Source organism: Falseniella ignava CCUG 37419 (assembly GCF_000301055.1).
In the GTDB taxonomy this organism is placed as follows: Bacteria; Bacillota; Bacilli; order Lactobacillales; family Aerococcaceae; genus Falseniella; species Falseniella ignava.
The window spans coordinates 776100-799700 of record NZ_JH932301.1 but is presented as its reverse complement, the minus strand read 5'-3'; the positions used below and the strand labels follow the sequence as shown (position 1 = coordinate 799700).

Here is a 23601-nt window from a genome sequence, read left to right as displayed (position 1 = left end):
AGACGCCATGAACGACTAACTGTTCATGGCGTCTTTTTGCATGTTAGATTAATTAATATACTCATCTAATCTTTTACGATCCAGGCAGGATTCGAACCTGCGACCGCTCGCTTAGAAGGCGAGTGCTCTATCCAGCTGAGCTACTGGACCAATCTGACAACTACTTTATCATACTATGAATTCAGAAATTGTCAAGACCAATATCTTTATGTTTAACAAATATCCTATCAAACAGCAATCGGTGCTTTAATCGTTGGATGCGGGTCATACCCTATCAATTGGATATCTTCAGGTTCCAGCTCAAATATTGTTCGGTTACCCTTGATTTCTAATGTTGGAAGTGAACGCGGCTCACGTTCTAATAATTGTTGAGCTTGTTCTAAATGATTACGGTATAAGTGCAAATCACCTGATGTATGAATAAATTCACCTACTTCTAACCCTACTTCACGCGCAATCAAATGAGTCAGTAAAGCATAACTCGCAATATTAAATGGTAAGCCAAGGAAAGAGTCCACACTTCGCTGGTACAATTGACAACTTAATTTGTTGTCGCAAACATAAAACTGAAAGAGTGTATGACATGGAGGTAAAGCCATTGAATCAACTTGATTTGGATTCCATGCGCTAATAATATGTCGTCTGGAATGAGGTTGCTTTCTAAGTCGAATCAATAATTGTTCGATTTGATCAACTACACTGCGATGCCCTTGCGCATCAATTCCTTCAAATGCTCGCCACTGCTTTCCATAAACCGGCCCAAGACCTCCCCATTTTTGAGCAAATGCATCTTCATTTAAGATTAATTGTTGGAACTTATTCATTTCAGCTTGGTACACTTCGTGAAACGCGCCATCTTCTAAAGCTCTTAATCCAAAATCTTTCATATCCGGTCCTTCGTATTCACTTGAGTTGACATATCGCTCAAATGCCCATTCATCCCAAATATGATTATCGTGTTCCAGCAAATAGCGAATATTCGTATCGCCTTTTAAAAACCATAACAATTCTGAAACGACTAACCGCATCGGAACACGTTTCGTTGTAACAATGGGAAAGCCTTCAGTTAAGTCATAACGCATTTGATAACCAAAGGTGCTTAACGTCCCAACGCCAGTTCGGTCGTTGACAATTTGACCATGGTCGATAATATGTTGTAGACATTGTTGATATTGTTTCATCTCGTATCAACTCCTATATAATCGTAACATTTTCTGCATGCGTCCATGGGGCATCTGGGTTAATATGATCATAAAACATAATCCCTTTCAGATGGTCAAGTTCATGTTGGAAGACAATCGCTTCATAATTACGTAATTTAACAACATGCTCCTTGCCTTCTAAATCGTAAAATTTAATTTTCGCGCGTTTCGGTCTAGGTACATAGCCTGGAACGGCGCGACGGACAGATAAACATCCCTCACCATCTTTTAAAGCTACTTCTTCGATGGAATGACTAATTAATTTGGGATTAATAACAATTTGGTCAACCTTAGGTTCGGTTGGATTTCCTTCTTCGTCATAGTCCATAATATAAATTGCAAAAATTTGTTTACTTTGACCAATTTGCGGTGCAGCAACACCCACACCGGGTCGGAGTTGGTACTTTTCTGCCATGGCTTCGTCTTGACTATTGATTAAAAAATCACGCATCTTGGTTGCAAGTTCATAGTCCTCTTTTGATAAAGGAAAGCTAACTTCTTGAGCGTGTTCTCGTAAGATAGGATCCTTTTCTGGGACAAAGTCTTTCATCGTAATCATTATTCATTATCTCCTTGTCTTTCATAACCTGTGACAATATAGTGTTGTCTTTTTTCATCGAAATCGATGGATTCAACGAGCGTTGTCCGTCTTAATTTAGCAAGTCTTTGGCCATCATTGCTTTCGACGACTGCTTCATATCGCTTAAATTGTTCAATCGCTTCTTGCCAAATCATTTGCTTTAACTTCTCAATATCTTGACTCTGGTAAGCTGACATGATTAGGCTCGGTTGGCGAAGTGAAACAAGCTGATTAGGTGTTTTTAATAAATCCCCTTTATTATAGACGGTTAACATGGGGATATTTCTCATATTTAAAGTTTTTAGTAACGAATCTACCGTATCTTCATGCATTAATCGAGATTCACTCGAACTGTCAACCACATGAATCAACAAATCAACATCACGAATTTCTTCTAAGGTTGATCTAAATGCATAAATTAGTTCGGTAGGTAACTCATCAATAAAGCCAACCGTATCGGTAATTGTAAATAAATCATGACTGTTGATACTAAATTGACGAGTGAGCGGGTCGAGTGTCGCAAACAACTGATCTTGTACATACGCACCGCTTTGCGTTAATTGATTCAATAAAGTTGATTTTCCAGCATTAGTATACCCAACTAAACCAATATTAAAGGCGTGACTATTGAGCCTGCGTTCCCGTGCTCGTTCTCGATGATTCGCTAAGTCCTTTAGTTGCGCTTTGATTTGGCTAATTTGTTTACGAATAACGCGACGATCAGTTTCTAATTTCGTTTCCCCCGGCCCACGCGTTCCAATTCCAGCCCCTAATCTCGAGAGACTCAATCCTTGTCCAACAATACGAGGGAGTAAATATTCGTATTGGGCTAACTTTACTTGCAATTGCCCAGCTTGGGTGCGAGCACGTTGTGCAAAGATATCTAAAATTAATTGAACCCGATCAATGACTTTGATTTGTAATTCTTTTTCTAAATATTGATTGATTGAAGGACTCAATCGATTTAAGAAAATCACTAAATCAATCTCTTCGACTTCAATTAACGCCTTAATTTCATAAAGTTTTCCTTGCCCGACCGCTGATTTAGGATGCAATCGATCTAATTTTTGCGTAATTTGCGCGACTGGATTCCCTTGAGCAGTTCTAGTTAAATCCAGCATTTCATCGAAGTTCATTTGAAACTTTTGGTCAGACATCTCTTCTGTCTGAATCCCCACAATTAAGACTCGCTCTGGGCGAATTTGATTTTCAATCATAATACCCTTTCTATGATCGGAGTTGTCTAATTTCCGATATAACATATTCTGTTGCATCCGGTTTATCAAGATCAATCCAATAAGGTGCTTTCATCCGATTTCTAAACCACGTGAGTTGTCGTTTCGCGTAGCGTCTAGAATTTTGTTGAATTTGTTCAATCACTTCAGCCTTTGTTATTTGATCTTCAAAATAAGGAATCCATTCTTTATAACCAATACCCTTAAGACTCTGCCAATCCTGACCTTTTGCTTGTTCATAGAGCCAACTTACTTCTGCTTCTAGTCCCATTTCATCCATCATATGTACACGTTGATTAATACGGTCGTATAATTTTGAGCGTTCGCGATTCAAAATAAAAAGTCGTTCATTAAATACAGAAGGTTTGGATTGATGATTCATTTGATTAGAGAATAATTCTCCCGTCAATTGAATCATTTCTAAAGCGCGGATGGTTCGGCGAACATTTTGATAAGGAATCTTCTCGGCGGCGACGGGATCTAGTTGTTTTAATTCACACCAAAGTGCATAATTTCCAATCTCATCTGCTTTTTCTTGGAGTGACTGACGAAGAGAAGCATCATGACTATTAGCATACCCAAATTCTAAATCATATAACAACCCCTCTAAATATAGCCCAGAGCCGCCAACAATAATTGGAAGCTTCCCACGGTCTGCAATATCTAAGACAGCTTGCGTTGCATCTTGCTTAAATTGATCCACCGAATAGGGACGATCCACCGTTAATACGCTCAGTAAGTGGTGCGGAATACCTTCCTTTTCCTCTGAAGTAATTTTACCCGTTCCAATATCAAGGTGTTCATACATTTGCATACTATCCGCATTAACTACTTCTCCATTAAATAAATGTGCAATTTCGATACTTAACGCGGTCTTTCCCACGCCAGTGGGACCTCCGATGACTACAACTGGAAGGGTTGGATGAAGTTTTGTCATGAATGTAATTCTCCTTTATATTCACTCAGTTGCTTCATCAACTCTTTAGCCATCGTGAGTGAAGCTTTGGTAATATTTTCGCCAGATATCATCGACGCAATATGATCAATCCGTTCTTCCATTGTTAAGGTTTGAACGACTGTCGAAGTACGTTCCTGCTGGATGACTTTCCGAATAAAGACTTGATGATCAGCGATCGCAGCGACTTGTGGGTGATGTGTAATGCATATGACTTGATGAGCCTGTGCGATTTGGTACATTTTCTGTGCGATTGCATAGGTTACTTCCCCAGAAACACCGGTATCTATCTCATCAAATATCATGGTCATTGCAGGTTGTGTCTTTGCTAAGACACTCTTGAGCGCTAGCATTAATCTCGATAATTCTCCTCCACTTGCAATCGCAATCAAAGGTTTAAAATCTTCTCCAATATTCGTTGAGACATCGAAAGATATTTGATCCATTCCTCGTGAATTTAGTCGATAGATCGATTGGTCAAATAATTGACTTGGAGGTTGAATGCGTTCAACGCCTTGTAGCCGAACTTTAAAACGCGTTGATTTCATATGGAGATCGGCTAATTCATGATGTATCGCTTGCTCCAATCTTTCAGCGATTTGTTGACGAATACGGTGTATTTCCTCCGCCAGTTGAAGCGCTTGATAATAAGCATCTTGAACTTTTTGAGCCAATTCTTCTAAAAATCGTTCGCGATGCGTCAATTGATAGACTTCTTCACTAATTTGTTGATAATAATTAATCAAATCTGGAATATCCATCTTATACTTTCTTTTCAAAGCACTCAACTCACCCAAACGATTCTCGATATCGTCGATCGATTGATTATCCGCTTGATCAAATTGTAGCTGATTAATTCGGTGGATTAACTCTTCTAAGTCATAAGTAATTCCAGAAGCTAATGAGAGTAACTCTCGATCTTTAGGATAGACTTCGGTAATTTCTTGCAGCGAGACTTCGACTTTATTCATTAAATCGATCATATTGTGTTCACCTTCACTCAAATAATGAATGAGTAATTGATGCACTTCATAAAATCGTTGACTATTTTGAAGTTGCTGACTCATTTGCTCTAATTCTTCATATTCTCCAGGCACTAAATGATAACGCTCAATTTCTTCCAATTGAAACTGTAGAAATTCAATACGCTGATCTTGCTGCGCTGTCTGATTATAGACTTCAACCCACTGTTGATAATGACTTCGATAAGTTGAATATGCGTGGTTATAATCATCTAAACATTGTTGAAGTTCATGTTGACCATAGACATCTAGCAAATCGCCATGACGATTTTGGTCTAATAATGTCTGATGCTCGTACTGTCCATGAATATCAACTAAGTAAGTCCCAATTTTCTTTAAAGTTGAAACATTGGCTAGTTGACCATTCAATCGGATGGTATTATTTCCGCTTTGAGAAATCTCACGTCGGATAATGAGTGATAAATCTTCCGAATCAAGTTCAATCCCATATTCATGAAGCACGGTTAACAATGTATGATGCTCAGGTTGAATGATAAATTGCCCTTCAATCGCAAGTCGTTCTGTGCCTTGGCGAATATAATCCGTTGAGCCCCTACCACCACATAAAATGCCGAGCGCATCAATAATAATGGATTTTCCAGCACCCGTCTCACCAGACAAAACAGTCATCCCGGATGAGAAATCTAACTCAATTTGGTCAATAATCGCAAAATTTTTAATGGATAGATTTGTTAACACAATCTTTCACTCCTTGGCTACGAATTAAATTGAGAATGAGCCTGCTGTACCACTTCATCAATCATGTCATCCCAGTCTTGTATCGGTTGCGAGGGTGTATTGGTATTGATTAGGTGCACTAAAAACTCAATATTTCCTTCACCACCCGTAATGGGCGAAAAAGTTAATCCTTTCACTTGATATCCTGTCTGTTGTGCAAATGTAAGTGCCTCTTTTAACACATCCCGGTGTACTTGTGGATCTTTTACAATTCCTTTTTTACCTACTCGTTCTTTTCCTGCTTCAAATTGGGGTTTTATCAAGGCAAGGACAGATCCATTGATTTCTAAAATCGGAACTAATGGCGGCAATATTAATTGCAAAGATATAAATGAGACATCGATACTTGCTATAGTAGGTTGCCCGTCTTTGAAATCTTCTGGCTTAGAGTATCTAAAGTTTTGACGCTCCATCACCACAACTCGTGGATCTTGGCGGAGTCGATAATCCAACTGATTATATCCAACATCTAATGCATACGATTGCTTCGCGCCATTTTGTAGGGCGCAGTCTGTAAAGCCGCCGGTTGATGCACCAATATCAAGCAGACATTGGTCAGTTAAATCAATACCAAATGATTCAATAGCTTTCTCAAGTTTCAAACCACCGCGACTCACATATGGCATGGTTTTCCCTTTGATATGTAACGACTTAGTAGTACTTACTTTTTCTCCAGGTTTATCATAACGTTGATTATTCTCATCATATACCTGTCCCGCCATAATTAAGCGTTTCGCTTGTTCACGACTTTCTGTCAAACCTTGCTGTACGACTAATTTATCAATTCTTTCTTTGGCCATACGTCCCCCTATTTTTCAAAATGTATCACATCGATTAGCTCATTAAATGGCTGGGTATCCCGCTTTGTATATTCTGTGATGGTTTGGAGTGTTTCTTTAGCTAATTGTTTTTCAAGATTTAACGCATCAATCGCTTCGTTATATCCTAACAAAACCGGATAGGTCATTTTATGATTTTTAGCATCACTTGCTTGCCCAGCATCTGGATTCAACGCATCATTTTGCGTATCAATCAAATCATTGTGGATTTGGTAGGCAACGCCAAAATGGGTCCCGAATTGTTTCAACAGTTGTTTTAGTTTCGGACTAAAATCTCCAATAATTCCCGCTGCTTCCAGCGCAAACAAAAAGAGTCGACCTGTTTTATGTTCATGAATTGTCTTAAGTTGTTCAATGGTTACGGGATAATCCTCTGCTTGCATATCAAGCATTTGACCATAGACCATTCCTGAAGCTCCTGCTGATTTGCTTAAGGAGGCAATTAAAGCTACTTTTTGAGACGCTGTTAAACATATATCATCCGCAATTAAGCCAAAGGCATCGGTTAATAACCCATCTCCAGCTAAAATAGCAGGAGCCTCTCCAAATTTAACATGATTCGTTGGTTGGCCTCGTCGCAATACATCATTATCCATCGCTGGAAGATCATCGTGAATCAAAGAGTAAGTATGAATATATTCCAACGCAATAGCCGTTTTAAACCCATCTTCCAATTCATCATGTCCACCGAGTTCTAACGCTGCGAGAAGCATGACCGGTCGTAATCTTTTACCACCGTTATTTAACGAATAGCGCATTGGCTCAAATATTAAATTAGGAGTGGTCTGTTGAGTAAACCACTGGCTTAATGCTTGTTCGAAAATTGATTTATATTTAACTAAAGTTAACTCCGTCATACTACATTATCCCTTATTCTTCTACCTGTGTCTGTTCTTCTTGTAATTTATCCATCCGTTTTTTGACTTCTTCTAACTGATTTTCACAATATTTTTGTAATTTCATACCGCGTTCATAATAATCAATGGCTGCTTCGAGCGGTAAATTCCCACTTTGCATGGCTTGTACAATTTGTTCTAATTCTTGCATTGCCTCCTCAAATGATGCGGGAGTTTTTTCTAATTCACTCATACGATTCTCCTTTTATTTTTCATCTTGACTTAAAATCGATTTTACTTCTACATCTAAATAACCATCTTTTAGTTGGATATTTAGACGTTGTTCTTGAGCTACTTGCTGAATGCTGGTAACAACCTGTCCTTCAGATAACACCATCGCATAGCCTCTTTGCAAATATTGATTTGGATCATACGCTGTAATAATTTGTTTTAAACCAGTCATTTTCTGAGTCTTTAACTTGATAATATTATTGAAGGTCGTATCCATCAACTGGCAATATTGTTTGAGTCGTATTCCACTCTGTTGCATCATTTGTTGCATGCTTTGACTTTGAAGACGATAACGATATTGCTCTAATTTAGTGACTTCATTTTGATACCGCAGTTGGCTTGAAATAGATAACCGCTCATTCGCCATATCAAGACGCTGTAAATAGGGTGCAAGCAGCTGATCGCGTTGAGTAAATAATGGGTGTTGCTGGATATGTTGAAGTTTTTGATTATACTGACTAATTTGATGATGTAAAGTTGATGTTAAATGATACGCTGCATTGCTTAATTGTAGAAGGATATCGTTTAATGGCGTTGTCGCTATTTCAGCCGCAGCAGTTGGTGTCGCTGCACGACAATCCGAAACTAAATCCGCTAGTGTCGTGTCAGTTTCATGACCAATCGACGTAATGACTGGCAATGAACAATTGATAATTGCCATGGCCAAGCTCTCATTATTAAAAGCCCACAAATCTTCAATTGAGCCGCCTCCTCTCGCTAAAATGACTAAGTCATAACGTTCGGTTTGCTTTTCAATATTCTTAAATTGTTCAATAATTAGATCTGGCGCATCATCGCCTTGAACTTTTGTAGGGAATAAATGATACTGAACCAATGGATTGCGCCGATATAGAGTCGTTCGAATATCATGAATTACTGAACCACTTTCACTCGTAATTACGGCAATATTTTGAGGATATTTAGGAATGGGCTTTTTAGGTAAATCAAATAAACCTGCTTTAAGAAATTTTTCTTTAATTTGCTCAAAAGCTAGGTATAAAGAGCCAATGCCATCTGGTTCTAAATGATCGATATACAGTTGATATTGTCCACTTTTTTCAAAAACACTCACGCGACCAATGGCTCGCACTTTCATGCCATCTTCAAGCTTAAACTTAACTTTAGAAAACGCCGACTTAAACATTACAACATTAATAACAGCTCGTTCATCTTTTAAAGAAAAGTATTGATGGGTAGCTCGAGGTCTATAATTTGAAATTTCCCCAACTACGTGCACTTGCTGTAGATGGGGATCATTGTCAAACTTGCGTTTGATATATTCAGTTAGGGCACCTGGTGTTAAATAAGGTTGCGCGTGAGCATTTGGATTATGCGTCTTCAAGAACGTCCTCTAATTTAAGACCATTATGAATACATGCACACTCGATCGTTTGCTCTAATAACATTGCAACCGTCATTGGGCCTACTCCACCAGGAACCGGTGTAATTAATGATGCTTTCTCTGCAGCAGAATCATAGTTAACGTCTCCAACAATTGAACCATCTTCAAGACGATTAATACCTACGTCAACTACCACAACACCTTCTTTAAGGTTGTCGCCATGAACTAAGTCTGGCACACCCGCAGCAGAAATTACAATATCTGCATTACGAACATATGAATTGGTGTCTTTTGTTGATAAATGACATGGTGTCACGGTTGCATCTTCGTTCATCAATAAGATAGATAAAGGTAATCCAACTACTGGACTCTTACCGATTACCGCAATATCTTTACCTTTGAGTTCAACATTATAGTGTTTCAATAACTTCATTACACCACGTGGAGTACATGGGAATAATTGTCCTGATCCTGCTACGATTTTACCTAGGTTAACAGGTGAGAATCCATCCACATCTTTATCAGGATCGATAACACGACTTACTTCTTGGTGGCTTAAGTCGCCAGGAAGTGGAGCAGAAACGAAAATACCTGATACAGAGTCATCCTCGTTTAACTCACGAATTTTTGCGTTTAGCTCTTCTTGGGTAATATCTTTATCTAAGTAGAACGCTTCAAAATCCATCCCGATCTTGTTACAACGTTTTCTCTTTTGCTCGTCATAAATAATGCTGGCTTCATCGTTCCCTACCGTAACGACAACCAACTTAGGGGTAATCCCTTTTGCCTTTAATTTCTCAACGGCATCTGCATACTGTGCCGTAAGCTCCTTAGAATAAGATCTTCCATCGATAATTTGTGCTACCAATCAAAAACATCCTTTCCTAATCAACATATTTTTTTGTTACATAATAAGTATACATGAAAGCGCGTAATGTCTCAATAAAAAACGTATTCAAAAAAGCCCAGTATATTTTACTGGGCGTAATTGGCTTATTCAATATCTTCATCAGCTTGTGATTCTTCTGACATTTCTGCTTCGCTCTGTTCTGCCGATTCAGTAGCTGCATCTGGATTTTCGTCCACAATTTCTTGTTCAGTCATTTCATTAGATTCTTCCGTCACTGGCATATATCCTGGAATTAAATAATCTTGCGGAATATCAATGTGTGGTTGATAAGTTTCATTCATTGCTACTTGATATTTTTCAGCTAAATAATTCGGTGTCACAGCTTCAAATACACCTGAAACAGCATTGAGTTGTGTAATCTCGCTACTCATCAAATCATAAGTAAGCATCGTAAAATCAGCGTTGAATTCACCCGTTACGGACTGGCTACTTTCATAAGTAATAACGGAATCAGACTGTGTTGGATTCATAAAATCATAGACTTGTGGTGCTCTACCTGTTGCAATCGCTAAACGGCGAATGATTTCAGATTGGACTGGATCCATCATATTTAAATCTTCAACCGTTTGCAGTTGTGCTTCCCAAGCTTCTTTTACCGAACCATATCCGGTAGTCATTTCATTTTCTGCCATAACTTCATCGAGTTGCCCCGCTTGATATTGATACATCTTAGTTCTCAATTGGTTAAGAGCTTCTTTCTCTTGTGTAGGAACCGCATCAACAATCAACTCATAGATAAAGGTGTCACTATAAATATCATTAATCAATTCGCCTTGGCCGACTCTATCGTAAAATGCTTCGGCAAATTTTTGAAGTATTGGATGATATTGCGTTTTATCGTTAAAGTCTAAACGTTCCTCAGATAAAATTTCATCCGCAGTCAATCCTTTGTTTAGATTTGGCAAAATATCCTTCCAATCTTCGGTCATACTCATTTCAAGTTGTTGGATGGTGTCAGCATTTTGAGCTGCTTCTGTCTTAGAAAAATCTTGTGCATAGACATTTAGTTGTTCGATAACCACTTGGTTCGTAATTTGATATTCATTAATAATATTATTAACAATGTTTGTAATTTGTTCTTGCGTAAGTGTCACGTCACCTTCCGCATTAATTTGGTTCCCAGACATTTGTTGTTCTTGTGTCGCTTGAACAATTTGCGTTTTAATATCTGCAACCGCGTTATTAGCTACTTCATTACTTACCGTCGCTTCTTGTTCGATTTGATTAACTAAATTAATTTCACTTTGAGCAACCTGAACGTCATGCGTATTGACCGCTTGACCTTGTTGCTCAAGTAACGCATAGACACCTGTTAATGCGCCTTCACCAGTTACTGGAGCTACCGTAGCAATACGAATATTTACGTTACGAGCTCCTGCTGTAATTGCCGCATTTTGATAGGTTAAAGGTCGAACGACTGTGATATTTTGCGGGGTAACAATTTGAACTTGAACTCCATAACCTTCTGGCATTTGTTGGATATATGCACTTGATAATACTTGTGTCGATGCATTCGATCCATCTTGTAAATAACGGTTAATCATATCGCCATTCACATATAAAATATTACTTTGAGGAACTTGTTGTGCGCCTAATAAGGCTAAGGTTTGTTGAGCACTGGCTGGGTCAAGAGATGCTCCTAAAGCAACCAGTTCTTGTTGTTCATTTTGTTGAACCGCCATCACCTGATTAAGTGGCATTGGATTTAAAGCGATTGGATTTATCACAATGGCAGCTGCTAATGCTGTAAATATCATTCTTTTTTTCATTGATAACTACCTCCATTCATTAAGTTAATTATACCATAATGAAAATTATTGATGGTCTAATAGCTACTTTTACATATTTTCTTCATACATTTTTCACAAAAAAACGAATGATTTAAAAAATCATTCGTCATTGTTTTTTTCGTCTTTTAAAGCATCCATTGCTTGAGCCAGTACCCCACTTACAAACTGTCGTGAACGATCATCGCTAAATACTTTCGTTAACTCAATGGCCTCATTCACTGCAACCGCTGGTGGAACTTTCTCATCGCTTTGGTAGAATATCTCATAAAAAGCTAAGCGTAAAATAATTAAATCGATTTTAGCAATCCGATCGAGCGTCCAATTAATTAAATACGGCGTAATTTTTGAATCGAGATCCTCCGTATGATTTTGAACACCTTGAACCAATTCATGCAAATAAGGTTCTTCTAGCTGACCATATCCTTCTTCAGGAAAATTTCCTGACTCTAGCGCAAACTCAATCGCTTGATCGACTGTGACTTGATCTGTTTCGTTAAGAAGATATAATGCTTGAACCGCCACTCTTCTTGCTGCTTGACGTCGCTTAATCCCTTTCACTGGCTAAGCCTCACCGTCTTCGTATTCATATTCATACGGCGCTTCATCATAAGCAGGCTCTGTTTCAACTGAAACTACGTGAACATCCACTTGATAAATTGAGATATCCGTCATAAATAAAATTTGCTCTTTAACTCGTTCTTGCACTTGGAAAGCTACTTCGGGTACAGAATACCCAAATTGAACACCAATTTTCACAGCAATATTAATATGCGGTGCTTCATATTTAACTTTCGCTTCTAGAACGTCATTGTAGATTCCTAATAAATTGCCAATTTGACGTTGAGTACTTTCTTGATAGACGACAACACCTGGCACTTCACTCGCTGCTTTGACTGCGATTGATTCTAACGCTGCCGTCGTAACTTTAATTTCTCCTAAATGATTAGGTTCAGATTGGAAGGGTACTTCGGTTGGTTTCGACATGGTAATTCCTCCTATACATCTTTGTCTCCATTAGTATACCATATTTATAAAATAATTAATTCTTTTGGACTGTGATTTAAAATTTCTACGCCGCCCTCTTGAATTAACAGATCATCTTCAATTCGGACACCACCTAACCCAGCAAGATAAATACCCGGTTCATTCGTTACAATATTGTTAACTACGAGTGGTTCTTCATTACGAAACGAAATCGATGGTCCCTCATGAATATCTAAACCAATACCATGTCCTGTAGAATGACCAAAATCATCTCCGTATCCTTTTTGTGTAATGTAATCTCGAGCTAGGGCATCCATTTGTTTACCGGTTATCCCAGCTTTTGTATTTTCATTAACAATTTCATTGGCTCGAAGTACTATTTCATAGATTTCTTTTAACTTTGGATCAATGGTGCCTAAAGCAATAGTGCGAGTCATATCAGACACATAGCCTTCGTAATAACAACCAAAATCGAGTGTAATCAAATCGCCAGATTCAATCACTTTTTGGCTAGCGACACCATGTGGCATCGAAGAACGAACCCCACTGGCAACAATCGTATCAAATGAAACACCACTTGCTCCTAAACTGCGCATATAGAAATCTAGTTCATTCGCAACTTGGATTTCAGTTATACCTGGCTTTATAAATGTTAAAATATGCTCAAAAGCTTGATCAGCAATCTCAATTGCTTGGCGGATGATCTTAATTTCTGATGCATCTTTAACTTCTCGAATCTTTTCAATCACTCCTGAAGTTGGAACTATTTCGATATTTAGAATCGATTGCAATTGTTGATAAGTTGCAACATTCATTTCATCCGCTTCTATAGCTATACGTTGCAAGCCGAGATCATCAATAATACAAGCTAATTCTTGGAAGACGCCTGCTTGATGAATAATCACATCAAAATTTTTACATTGTTCTGTCGCTTGCTCACGATAGCGAAAATCTGTAATGAAAAATTGCTCGTTTGCCGTAACAAATGCTACTCCCGTTGTTCCTGTAAATCCTGTTAAATATCGGACATTTTGAAGGGTCGTGACAAAATAACCATCAACTTCCAATTCTTTCATACAATTTCTTAGCTTTTCAACTCTAGACATGCTGCCCCTTCTTTCTTGAATTCTTTTATTTTATTATAACAAAATTCAACGTCCGCTTAAATATGTATTTAGCGGACGCTGGTTTAATCATATAATTAGGTATTTTCGAAATCAACAGATGACGTTTTAATAAACCACCGTAGCTCCATTTTAATGCGATAATACGGATCACGAAAGATCAATTGAGATATTCGACCACTTTCATCTTGAATGCGTTGAGAAACTAAATAGTACAAAGTCTGACCTGTTGATGTATCCGTCTTTAATTGAACTAGACCATCATCATAATTCCACTGATTCGGTAAAGAGCTGAATTGATATTGATACAAATATTCTCGTTGTACGGGTAATTTGGCCGGTGTATATCCCATTTGAGTGAGCGTTTGAATCATTGCTTGATATTCTATCTCAGAAGAATTTTGTGTTACTTCCTCAACCCCTCGCATGTCTTCTTGTAGTCGAGATTCAATATTTTGATTTCGCTCTACTACAAGCCACTGGTTCACCTGCCAAGATTGTGGTGGATGAGACAGCATATATTCGCGTAACAATTCATCACAATCAATTTCAAAATAATAGAGACATAGTAACGTATCCTCGATATTCATCTTTAGTTTTGCTAAACCCATTTGAGGGGTTTGGATGAGCCACTCGTCAATGGGTTCCGTTAAAAAATCACGGATGCGTTCTGAAAGTTTTCGCTCCACCTCCGATTGAAAGTCACCAAGTTGATCTAAAATCACGCCTTCAAATAACTTCTCACTGACTAAAAGTTGAATTTGATTCAAATAGTGTCGTTGATATTGCTTATATTGCCGAGTTGCATATTGATTTTTTACGATTAAAGACCAATATAACAATTGTGATAGTAACATAAATATTATCACAATATTTAATGCAAAGCCCGCCTGATGGTTACGATACCTAGAGCTTAAAAATTGGAATAATCGCTTCATAAACTTGCCCATTATTAAATGTCACCTTAATGAAAATTTTTTGACCTATTTCTTCAATTTGCCATGCCCTTACGTTATAAAGCATAATTTGAGTTCCTGGTCGTTTTACGATTCGTAGGCGATCTATTGCGATAATTTGTTTTTGAGAAGCATCATCTCGTCGCTGCAACCATAACTGATTTTGTTGAATCGACTGATATCGATAATAGACCAATTCGTTCTCAAGCATGGTGATAAAATGTAAAAAATGAATTTGATTGTCTCCTTCAATTTTATGATCAATTCGTTGATAATTTTGATAGACAGCTGACAAACTATAAAGTATGAGACTCATCACAAACATTGAGACGATTAACTCAATAAAAGTGAAGCCTCGTAGATATTTATTGTTGTGAGACATCAATATACTCTCCATCCATAAATTCAATTTGACATCCTTCTTTTGAAGCTCTAAAAGTTGCAATTGACTTTGAATGCATCGAAAAGTTATGATATTCAACTCCAGTTTCTATAAGCGAAATTGGTTGCGCATAATACATCGCTGCTAATTCATAAAAGATTCGGTAATTTGCTGTCTGATGTGACAGGGCATGTTGACGATGCATTTCGGTCATAAAGGCAGGCAAGTATAACATTAACATCACGCTAAATAACAGTAATGCTGCGATAGATTCTACAATTGTAAACCCATTTTGATGTAATTTATCGTATTTCAAATTGACCATTCCCTAATTGAAAAACTAAATTATAACGTCGATTTTGATTATTTTGGAAACGGACCGTCCCAAAATAAGACACATGACCGTATTGATTATATTGAATTTGCAGTTGATTTAATAAAAACAAATCCTCCGGCAAAGTTAATATTTCATAACAGTAATTCCCATATAAATAGAATAAAATTTGTTGTTCTTGAGCATCAAACCTTACTTTTGTTTGATATTGACTCGTCAAAGCAAGTTGCTGACAATATTGTATTGAACTACTTAAGGTTGAAAAGAATAATCTTTCTTCTATTTGATTAGCAACACTTTGATCCGGTCGGGGCCATAAAATGAGCAATAGACTCAATATAGCCAAGACAAGTAGACTTTCAACTAAAGTGTAACCACCTCGATTCATTAATCTACTTCTGGTACCACAATCGGAGGTTTTATTTCTGAAGTATCTTCAATATTTAATAACTTCACAGCTTGATCTTTTTGTTTTGAAGTAATATAACCTTTAGTTTCTAATTCCGCTAGTGTAACTGAACCCTGCGGACTTTCCGCTATGACATAAGTATTATATTGCGTTGTCAAAATCTCTGCAATATTTTCAGCAGCTTGTTGGTTAATTCGTTTACGCTGACCAGATACATTCGGAATAATAATTGCCATTAATAATCCAACTACGACTAATACAATCAACATTTCAATTAATGTAAAACCTTTTTTATGTTTTTTTGAATTTAGTTTTCTGATAATTTTCTTCATATTTTCCACTCCTTCTAATTAAATTCACTCATCATAAGCATTGGTAGCATCATCATTAAATACATACTTAAGACTAATAACGCAACAAAAATAAACAAAATGGGTTGTACGAATGCCATCTTTTTCTCAATATCATTCAATAAATCTTGATAAACTTTTTGTGAATATAATTTGCACTTTTGAGCTGTTTGACTCGTTAGTTCGCCCTGATAAATGACTAAACCTAATTCTTCGGTAAACAAATTCATCCGATCGAGTATCTCTGTTAACTCTCGCCCTTCATACATTCCTTGACGTATCATCATAGCTACTTCAGTTAAAAATGGATCAATCGGGTAATCTTGAATCAATTGAATAATTTGTTGAATTGAATAACCTCCTCTCATAAAATGGCCTAATTGATGCGTAAGTTTGTAAGTTGCATATTGCCTTGACCATCGCCCAATTAGCGGCCAACGATTCAAGAAAAGATATCGTTCAATAGCACTCTTTTTTAAGAAAAAATAATCGACTAACCCATAAATTAATATGATAACCCCTAACAAGGTCAATGTAATTTGAGGCAGATAACCAAAGAAATTGACTAATATTTTAATAAGATACTGATTTTCATAGGTTTCCATTGAAATAAAACTTAAAATATGAGGGAGTACAAAATTCCGCATTCCAAATAACATCCCACCTAGGAAAATCATTAAAAAACATGGATAGACAAGGATTTTAATTAATTTTTCCCGATACGTTGCTTCTTGGGCGAGTTGTTCACTCACTTCCATCAATGATTCAATAAACCGCCCTTGCCGCTGAGCATAAAAGAGTTGGGCACAAATTGGTAAAGAAAAACCTAGCATTCTTAAGCCGCGTTCAATGGATTCACCACGCTCATGTAGTTGATCAAATTGGTTGAAAATACTTTGATACTTAGGTAATAAAATTACTGTAAATTGAATCGACTGATTCATGGAAAAGCCTTCCTGTAGAAGTTCCCCCAACACTTTCATTAGATAACTCTGATCTTTTTTTGCTACAGATTGAGGGATAGTCTTCCCTTTAAACCATTTCAAATTTATCGTATGTTTTTTCATCAATATATCCTAAAGCATAAGCCTTTCTAAGGTGATGATTGAGCGTCTTCATATTCGTCAACATATTGCCATCCAGTACTGCTTTTAACTCCTTTCCTGTCAAAATTTCATACAGGGCCATTCGCTTCTGATGTCCTGCATAATATTGACAATCAAAATGACATGCCCCATTACAACGTGGACAATAACGTGGAATTAACCTTTGGGTGCTAATTCCAATTAACGTTTGTCTAAGTTGTTCGTCAGTAATTTGTAATTCTTGCAATCGCCCAACAACTCCGAGTGTATTTTTTGCGTGAATGGTCGCAATCATTAAATGCCCCGTTAGCGCACCCCGAATTGCCATTCGTGCTGTATCTTCATCGCGAATCTCTCCAATCATCAATACATCGGGATGATGTCGGAGTGAAGCGCGAATGATCGTGTCATATCCAATACCCGCACGTTCATTCACTTCAACTTGTAGAAATTTCGGCTCATACATTTCAACCGGATCTTCCATTGTAATAATTTGGAGCGATTCATCGTGCAATCTTTCTCGCAACAATTGATATATCGTTGTCGTCTTGCCTGAGCCGACCGGACCCGAAAATAATAATAAACCGCTTTTTCTCCCCACAAGATGGCGTAACACGGCCACCATATTCGGAAAATAAGTAGCGAGTGTTTGATTTTCTTTAAACTGTTGTTTAAGAATACGAATTACGAGCGATTCTAATAATAATACGCTCGGTAAGGTTGAAAACCTCAACTCAATCCGTTGACCATCTCTTAATATATAATCACTAGCTCCAGATTGAGGCTTACGCTTCTCCCCTGTATCCATATTGGCTAAGTATTTGAAATAACTAATTAAACGCTTCCCCTCATCAATGGACAGACTTTGAATAAATTCAAGCTGACCATTCATCCGAAAAAAGATATGATAGTCATCTTTATTGGGTAAAAAATGAATATCTGATGTCCCAAAGCGAACCGCTTGATTTAAAACGGTCTGAGCAATTGTTTCAATTATTCCCTCACCTCCTTTTGTCCTAGCCTAATAATAGATACGAAAAAATTGAGAAAATCTTGCATGAAGCATCAATCTTAATAATTTCTTAATAATTAAAAAGCGGCTGCATGACAGCCGAGCATATCTATGTTAAAATAAGGTAGTTATATTTCAGTAAATAAAAAAAGGAGAATTTAAATGATATATAAAGTTTTATACCAAGATAATGCGGTCAAAGCACCGCGTCGTGAAACAACACAATCATTATTTATTGATGCGTCTTCACGTCGTGAAGTGATTCATTATTTAGCCGAAAATACGCCATACATGATTGAAAGTGTTAGTGAAATTTCTCAGGAGCACTTAGAATATGAAAAAGAACACCATCCTGAGTTCAAGATTGAGAAAATATAATGTCAGTAAATTTAAAAAATAATGAAGTTGGTGTCTTCGCCATTGGAGGACTGAATGAAATTGGCAAAAATATGTATGGCGTCCAATTTCAAGATGAGATTATTATTTTAGACTGTGGCGTCCTCTTCCCAGAAGATGAGCTACTTGGAATCGACTACGTTATTAACGATTACAGTTATATTTTACAAAACCGAGATAAAGTCAAGGCCGTTGTTATTAGCCATGGACATGAAGACCATATTGGTGGGTTACCTTACTTACTTCAACAAATTAATCTCCCAATCTATGCCGATCCATTAGCAGCGTCATTAATCCGGAATAAACTACAAGAACGTGGTTTATTACGTGACGCTGTAATCCATGAATATAATGATGACACGGTGATTAACTTCCGAAAATTATCAGTTAGCTTCTTTAGAGTCACCCACTCTATTCCTGAAGCTCACGGAATTGTAGTTCACTCCCCTGAAGGGAATATTATTTTTACTGGAGACTATAAATTTGACTTCACCCCAGTTGGTGAACCTGCTGACCTCTACCGAATGGCAAAGCTTGGCCACGATGGAGTATTGCTGATGATGGGCGATAGTACCAATGCAGAGATCCCTGTCTTTACGATGTCAGAAAAAATTGTCGGTCAATCGATTCACAATATTATTCAAAGTGTTAAAGGTCGGGTTATCTTTGCAACATTCGCTTCCAACGTTTCACGACTTCAACAAGTTGTGGAAGCTGCCATCCAAACAAATCGAAAGATTGCAGTGTTTGGTCGCAGTATGGAAAATTCCATTACGAATGGATTGGAGCTAGGCTATATTGAAGACTACGGATTGGATATATTTGTTGATAATCGCAACTTAGCCCAATACAATCCTGAATCGCTCATTATTTTATGTACCGGTTCGCAAGGTGAACCGATGGCCGCTTTGAGTCGAATTGCTAATGGAACCCATAATCAAATCTCAATTCAACCGCATGATACGGTAATCTTTTCAAGTAGCCCCATTCCGGGAAATACAACCAGTGTTAACCGAGTAATTAATCAACTACTCGAGACAGGCGCTCATGTTATCCACGGTAAAGTTAATAATATCCATACTTCAGGGCACGGATCACAAGTTGAACAACTGTTAATGATGCGCTTATTAAAACCAAAATTCTTTATGCCAGTACACGGCGAGTATCGAATGTTAAGTATCCAAAGTCAATTAGCCCAAGAAGTTGGCATTGCTAAGGAAAATTGTTTCATCATGCGTAACGGCGAAATGCTTGCATTAACACGTAATAGTGCCCGCCGAGCTGGACAATTCGAAGCAGATGATGTTTATGTCGATGGTAGTGGAATCGGGGACGTAGGAAATATTGTTTTGCGTGACCGAAAAATGCTATCTGAAGATGGTTTAGTTATCATTACTGCAACCATTGATTATGAACGCAAACAACTAGTCAGTGGACCTGATATTATGTCTCGAGGTTTCATTTATATGAAAGAATCAGGTGATTTAATTCATGATATGCAAGTTGAATTAAAAGCCGCAATCAATCGAGGACTTAATGAAAATGGAAATCATATTAATGAAAAATTAATTCGAGATATTATTTTTGAAACGATTAAGCCCTTCTTATACGACCGAACGCAACGTTCACCGATGATTCTTCCGGTACTTTTAGATATCAACAAAGGCGTTCGTCCACGACAAAAAGTTAATAACTAATCAAAATTTACTTACGATTTAAGTAACAGACAGTTCATTAACACCATCCTGTCTATAAACAAAACTAGGGAAAGCCTCTAGTCTTTAGAGGCTTTTTTATATGGTGAAATAAACCTATAAAGAAAAGGACATATCATCGATGAAAAAATTAAAAACTTTGAACTTATTACCTATTCTCTATGCGGCGTATGCTAGTTCATTACTCGCAATGAATCTATTGGCCACAAAACAATTTGATTTGTGGCATTTTACAGTCACTACGGGAATTTTAGTTTCCCCGATTGCCTTTATAATTCAAGATGTCACAACTGAATTATTTGGTTACCAACAATCAAAACGAATGATTTATACTGGCTTTACCATTTTAGTGGTTGCCACAATGATCTATCAGCTCGCAATGATGATTACACCATCGACTTTTTGGCCCCATCAAGAAGCTTTTGTCACCATTCTTAAAACAACCTTCCGGATTACAGCAGCTTCGCTACTTGCTTATTTGATCGGATCTCTCGTAAATGCAAAAGTCATGGCGCAACTTAAAACCAAATATCCTGACACGCTCTTTTTCAGAGCGATTACCTCAACGATTTTTGGTCAGTTACTTGATAACCTTGTGTTTGCAGCACTAGCTTTTTGGGGTGTGTTACCTAATAATGCATTGCTTTCAATGATAATCGGCGGCACGCTCTTTGAGACATGTTATGAAATTATCTTATATCCGCTAACGCGTTTTCTTATTCATACTGGACAAAACTATTTAGGAGATGAACTTTATGATTTTTAACCAAGATGCTAGTTACTATGGCCAAGCCATTAAAAATGGCGATTATCGTTGCACGGATTTAGTCGAGGCCGTTTTGGAGAATACCAAACATTTTAACTCTAAGCTAAATGCCATTACGGAAACTTATCCTGACTCAGCACTTCAACAAGCAAAAAAAATGGATCAATGCTTAGCTCAAATGGACGCAAAAACCCGTCAAACACTCTCCCCTTTTTATGGGGTTCCTTATCTTTTAAAAGATTTAGGCCAATTTTATCAAGGCCATCCTACTACCGCAGGCTCTAGCTTATTACTTAAGTCTATCTCACAACATACCGACCGTTCATTGCAACAAGGACTGGATGCGGGGTTAATCTACTGGGGGAGATCCAATGTCCCTGAATTTGGTCTAAAAACCGTATCGGACTCAAAATACTTTGGCAAAGTAAATAATCCGATGAACTTATCTTATAATCCCGGTGGATCCTCAGGAGGAGCAGCTGCTGCTGTCAAAGCAGGGATTGCTCCAATTGCTGCAGCATCTGATGCTGGAGGATCAATTCGGGTCCCTGCTTCTGACACTGGATTGATTGGATTAAAACCGAGTCGTGGACGAATTGCCCAAGGACCAAATCGTTACCGTCCAGTCAATGGTTTAGCTACAAGCCTCGTCGTATCTCGTTCAGTACGTGATGTATTTCATTCTTTGAAAACTTTCCAAGCAAATCAAAAAACAGCCATCCATCATCTACCTTTAATTGAGGCTCCCACCCTTGAATCGCTTGAAAAGCCATTAAAGATTGCCTATTCTTATCAACACCCTCGTGGCTTAGATACGGATCCAGAAGCAATTATTGCCATGAAGAAGACACTGAATACACTTAAGAATCTCGGTCATGAAGTCATCGAAATTGACTTGCCAGTGGATTACGAAGCGGTGATGGAAGCTTATTATACGATAATGGCTACGGAAACGGGCCAACTCGTTCGGCAAATTGAACAAAATCAAACAACCATTGAATTTGATCAACTCGATCCTCTCACTTGGGTAACGTACCAATTTGCACCGAATGTCCCTGCGAGTGCTTATATAAAGTTTTCAGCCCAACAAGATCTTTGGGTTGAAACAATGCAAACTTTGCATCAAACATATGATCTATATTTGACCCCAACTTGCTCAAGTCCAGCAGTTAATAATACAGACTTAGTCTATCCTGAGGAACTTTTAAGCGAAATTCATCAAATGGAACAGCTAAACTATGAGGCACAGTGGGATGTTACGAAGAAAGCTTTTGATTTTACCTATTTACGCACGTCTTATTGTCCACTGCTAAATATTACAGGACAACCAGGAATCTCCTTGCCTGTCCATGAAACAGATAAAGGTCTAGCAATGGGCGTTCATTTTGCCGCTGCGATTGGAGAGGAGTATCGTCTCTTACAAATAGCAAACTCGCTTGAAGAAGTAGGCCTTCTTCATACCGATATCTGTTCCGTTACCATTTAATTTTTCACAAAAAACGCTAGGACTTTGAGGGTCACCTCAAAGTCCTAGCGTTTTTATGTTGAACAAATCTAAAAGCAATAAATTATTAGCTTTTATTAAATTGGTGTATGATAAAGATAAGCAACACAAATAAACAAACTTAGGAGGCATTATGAAACCATATTTTTTAGATGAACATGAAAAGATCCTTTGGCAAAGTAAACCAAGTAAATTAATGTATTTATTTAATGGTTTTAATCTCTTTGTTTTTTTATTCTTAATTGTTTGGTCTTCCATTGTAATCACCATCGGAGGTCATTTTTTTCAATCTCGAATGAATTTAGAAAGTTGGATTTTCCTGTCGATAATTTCTTTAAAACACCATTCTCTATCTTTTCGCTGGTTCCCTTAATTTTCTTTTTTATAATTTTCACCATTTTCGTTATTTTTCCAATTAAACGTATCATTGAATCTTTTAAGGTCAAATATTATGTAACAGATTTACGCGTTTATATCGAGTCAGGAATTATTGGAACGGATATTCAAAGTTTAGAATATAAAGAAATCAGTAAATTAAATGTTAATGTCAACTTGTTAGGTAAATTACTCCATAGAGGAACTGTATCTTTAACTCCTGATCGCAGTTATTCAGATGGTGATGGCAGCTATACCATAAGTGGTATTAAATTAATTGGTATTGAAAATCCTTATGAAATATATAATATGATTAAGAAAAATGCGCTAGATGTTACAACTGACCAGCAATATCCTAACGCTTATCGTCCTGATAATAATACTGGCTATCATACTAAGTTAGATAATTAAAAATATATTTATACAATATAAAGCGCCCCCCAATTTTATATTTAGGGGGCGCTTTAGC

General features: G+C 37.4%; 26 protein-coding genes and 1 tRNA gene. 5 read left to right on the top strand and 22 right to left on the bottom strand.

Annotated features, from left to right (window positions below; genetic code table 11):
• Nucleotides 1-76 precede the first annotated feature (76 nt).
• The 22 genes from HMPREF9707_RS07980 to comGA all read right to left on the bottom strand — a co-directional run bounded on the left by HMPREF9707_RS07980 (nucleotide 77) and on the right by comGA (nucleotide 18358).
• Nucleotides 77-150, bottom strand: a tRNA-Arg gene (locus tag HMPREF9707_RS07980).
• A gap of 77 nt (nucleotides 151-227) precedes the next feature.
• On the bottom strand, nucleotides 228-1181 hold the full coding sequence (locus tag HMPREF9707_RS07975; RefSeq protein ID WP_006702191.1) for a thymidylate synthase: 954 nt from the start codon (nucleotides 1179-1181) through the stop codon (nucleotides 228-230).
• A gap of 13 nt (nucleotides 1182-1194) precedes the next feature.
• The gene (gene def / locus HMPREF9707_RS07970; protein WP_006702190.1) at nucleotides 1195-1761 is read right to left on the bottom strand and encodes a peptide deformylase; all 567 of its coding nucleotides are present in this window, start codon (nucleotides 1759-1761) and stop codon (nucleotides 1195-1197) included.
• Nucleotides 1761-2999 carry a GTPase HflX gene (hflX, locus tag HMPREF9707_RS07965; protein WP_040443493.1) on the bottom strand — a complete coding sequence of 413 codons (1239 nt, stop codon included), beginning with the start codon at nucleotides 2997-2999 and terminating at the stop codon, nucleotides 1761-1763. Before hflX ends, def begins: the two co-directional genes overlap by 1 nt.
• 10 nt (nucleotides 3000-3009) lie before the next feature.
• Nucleotides 3010-3954, bottom strand: coding sequence for a tRNA (adenosine(37)-N6)-dimethylallyltransferase MiaA (miaA, locus tag HMPREF9707_RS07960; protein WP_006702188.1), 945 nt, complete (start codon nucleotides 3952-3954; stop codon nucleotides 3010-3012).
• Entirely contained in the window at nucleotides 3951-5693 is a 1743-nt protein-coding gene (gene recN, locus HMPREF9707_RS07955) for a DNA repair protein RecN (RefSeq protein ID WP_006702187.1), read from the bottom strand. Before recN ends, miaA begins: the two co-directional genes overlap by 4 nt.
• A 17-nt stretch (nucleotides 5694-5710) precedes the next feature.
• Nucleotides 5711-6532, bottom strand: a complete 822-nt coding sequence (locus tag HMPREF9707_RS07950; RefSeq protein ID WP_006702186.1) for a TlyA family RNA methyltransferase — start codon at nucleotides 6530-6532, stop codon at nucleotides 5711-5713.
• Between the two features lie 8 nt (nucleotides 6533-6540).
• Entirely contained in the window at nucleotides 6541-7428 is an 888-nt protein-coding gene (locus HMPREF9707_RS07945; RefSeq protein WP_006702185.1) for a polyprenyl synthetase family protein, read from the bottom strand.
• 13 nt (nucleotides 7429-7441) lie between these two features.
• Nucleotides 7442-7660, bottom strand: coding sequence for an exodeoxyribonuclease VII small subunit (xseB, locus tag HMPREF9707_RS07940; protein WP_006702184.1), 219 nt, complete (start codon nucleotides 7658-7660; stop codon nucleotides 7442-7444).
• 12 nt (nucleotides 7661-7672) lie between these two features.
• A complete protein-coding gene (gene xseA / locus HMPREF9707_RS07935; protein WP_006702183.1) occupies nucleotides 7673-9040 on the bottom strand; it encodes an exodeoxyribonuclease VII large subunit in 1368 nt (455 codons plus the stop codon).
• On the bottom strand, nucleotides 9027-9908 hold the full coding sequence (locus tag HMPREF9707_RS07930; RefSeq protein ID WP_006702182.1) for a bifunctional 5,10-methylenetetrahydrofolate dehydrogenase/5,10-methenyltetrahydrofolate cyclohydrolase: 882 nt from the start codon (nucleotides 9906-9908) through the stop codon (nucleotides 9027-9029). The genes xseA and HMPREF9707_RS07930 overlap by 14 nt, the downstream gene beginning before the upstream one ends.
• A gap of 125 nt (nucleotides 9909-10033) precedes the next feature.
• Nucleotides 10034-11719: a DUF1002 domain-containing protein gene (locus HMPREF9707_RS07925; RefSeq protein ID WP_006702181.1), complete on the bottom strand. Its 1686-nt coding sequence runs from the start codon at nucleotides 11717-11719 to the stop codon at nucleotides 10034-10036.
• Between the two features lie 120 nt (nucleotides 11720-11839).
• Entirely contained in the window at nucleotides 11840-12298 is a 459-nt protein-coding gene (nusB, locus tag HMPREF9707_RS07920) for a transcription antitermination factor NusB (protein WP_006702180.1), read from the bottom strand.
• Nucleotides 12299-12301: 3 nt separating this feature from the next.
• Entirely contained in the window at nucleotides 12302-12724 is a 423-nt protein-coding gene (locus HMPREF9707_RS07915) for an Asp23/Gls24 family envelope stress response protein (RefSeq protein WP_006702179.1), read from the bottom strand.
• Between the two features lie 44 nt (nucleotides 12725-12768).
• Nucleotides 12769-13830: a M24 family metallopeptidase gene (locus HMPREF9707_RS07910; protein ID WP_006702178.1), complete on the bottom strand. Its 1062-nt coding sequence runs from the start codon at nucleotides 13828-13830 to the stop codon at nucleotides 12769-12771.
• A gap of 95 nt (nucleotides 13831-13925) precedes the next feature.
• A complete protein-coding gene (locus tag HMPREF9707_RS07905; RefSeq protein WP_156790279.1) occupies nucleotides 13926-14786 on the bottom strand; it encodes a hypothetical protein in 861 nt (286 codons plus the stop codon).
• Nucleotides 14755-15186 carry a competence type IV pilus minor pilin ComGF gene (gene comGF / locus HMPREF9707_RS07900; RefSeq protein WP_006702176.1) on the bottom strand — a complete coding sequence of 144 codons (432 nt, stop codon included), beginning with the start codon at nucleotides 15184-15186 and terminating at the stop codon, nucleotides 14755-14757. The genes HMPREF9707_RS07905 and comGF overlap by 32 nt, the downstream gene beginning before the upstream one ends.
• The gene (locus HMPREF9707_RS07895) at nucleotides 15170-15502 is read right to left on the bottom strand and encodes a type II secretion system protein (RefSeq protein ID WP_006702175.1); all 333 of its coding nucleotides are present in this window, start codon (nucleotides 15500-15502) and stop codon (nucleotides 15170-15172) included. The genes comGF and HMPREF9707_RS07895 overlap by 17 nt, the downstream gene beginning before the upstream one ends.
• Nucleotides 15489-15908 (bottom strand): competence type IV pilus minor pilin ComGD, encoded by a 420-nt coding sequence (gene comGD / locus HMPREF9707_RS08610; protein ID WP_006702174.1) that lies wholly within the window; start codon nucleotides 15906-15908, stop codon nucleotides 15489-15491. The genes HMPREF9707_RS07895 and comGD overlap by 14 nt, the downstream gene beginning before the upstream one ends.
• A complete protein-coding gene (gene comGC / locus HMPREF9707_RS07885; protein ID WP_006702173.1) occupies nucleotides 15908-16261 on the bottom strand; it encodes a competence type IV pilus major pilin ComGC in 354 nt (117 codons plus the stop codon). The genes comGD and comGC overlap by 1 nt, the downstream gene beginning before the upstream one ends.
• A gap of 14 nt (nucleotides 16262-16275) precedes the next feature.
• Nucleotides 16276-17346, bottom strand: a complete 1071-nt coding sequence (comGB, locus tag HMPREF9707_RS07880; RefSeq protein ID WP_006702172.1) for a competence type IV pilus assembly protein ComGB — start codon at nucleotides 17344-17346, stop codon at nucleotides 16276-16278.
• Complete coding sequence (comGA, locus tag HMPREF9707_RS07875; RefSeq protein ID WP_462936789.1) at nucleotides 17312-18358, bottom strand: competence type IV pilus ATPase ComGA; 1047 nt, start codon at nucleotides 18356-18358, stop codon at nucleotides 17312-17314. Before comGA ends, comGB begins: the two co-directional genes overlap by 35 nt.
• Nucleotides 18359-18538: 180 nt before the next feature.
• On the opposite strand from comGA, the gene HMPREF9707_RS07870 reads away from it, so the two are divergent.
• The 5 genes from HMPREF9707_RS07870 (at nucleotide 18539) to HMPREF9707_RS07850 (ending at nucleotide 23543) form a co-directional block, all read left to right on the top strand.
• Nucleotides 18539-18754 (top strand): RNA polymerase epsilon subunit, encoded by a 216-nt coding sequence (locus HMPREF9707_RS07870; protein WP_006702170.1) that lies wholly within the window; start codon nucleotides 18539-18541, stop codon nucleotides 18752-18754.
• Complete coding sequence (gene rnjA, locus HMPREF9707_RS07865; RefSeq protein WP_006702169.1) at nucleotides 18754-20469, top strand: ribonuclease J1; 1716 nt, start codon at nucleotides 18754-18756, stop codon at nucleotides 20467-20469. The genes HMPREF9707_RS07870 and rnjA overlap by 1 nt, the downstream gene beginning before the upstream one ends.
• A gap of 139 nt (nucleotides 20470-20608) precedes the next feature.
• Nucleotides 20609-21253, top strand: a complete 645-nt coding sequence (locus HMPREF9707_RS07860) for a queuosine precursor transporter (RefSeq protein WP_006702168.1) — start codon at nucleotides 20609-20611, stop codon at nucleotides 21251-21253.
• A complete protein-coding gene (locus tag HMPREF9707_RS07855; RefSeq protein ID WP_006702167.1) occupies nucleotides 21243-22739 on the top strand; it encodes an amidase family protein in 1497 nt (498 codons plus the stop codon). Before HMPREF9707_RS07860 ends, HMPREF9707_RS07855 begins: the two co-directional genes overlap by 11 nt.
• Nucleotides 22740-23066: 327 nt before the next feature.
• Nucleotides 23067-23543, top strand: a complete 477-nt coding sequence (locus HMPREF9707_RS07850) for a PH domain-containing protein (protein WP_006702166.1) — start codon at nucleotides 23067-23069, stop codon at nucleotides 23541-23543.
• Nucleotides 23544-23601 lie beyond the last annotated feature (58 nt).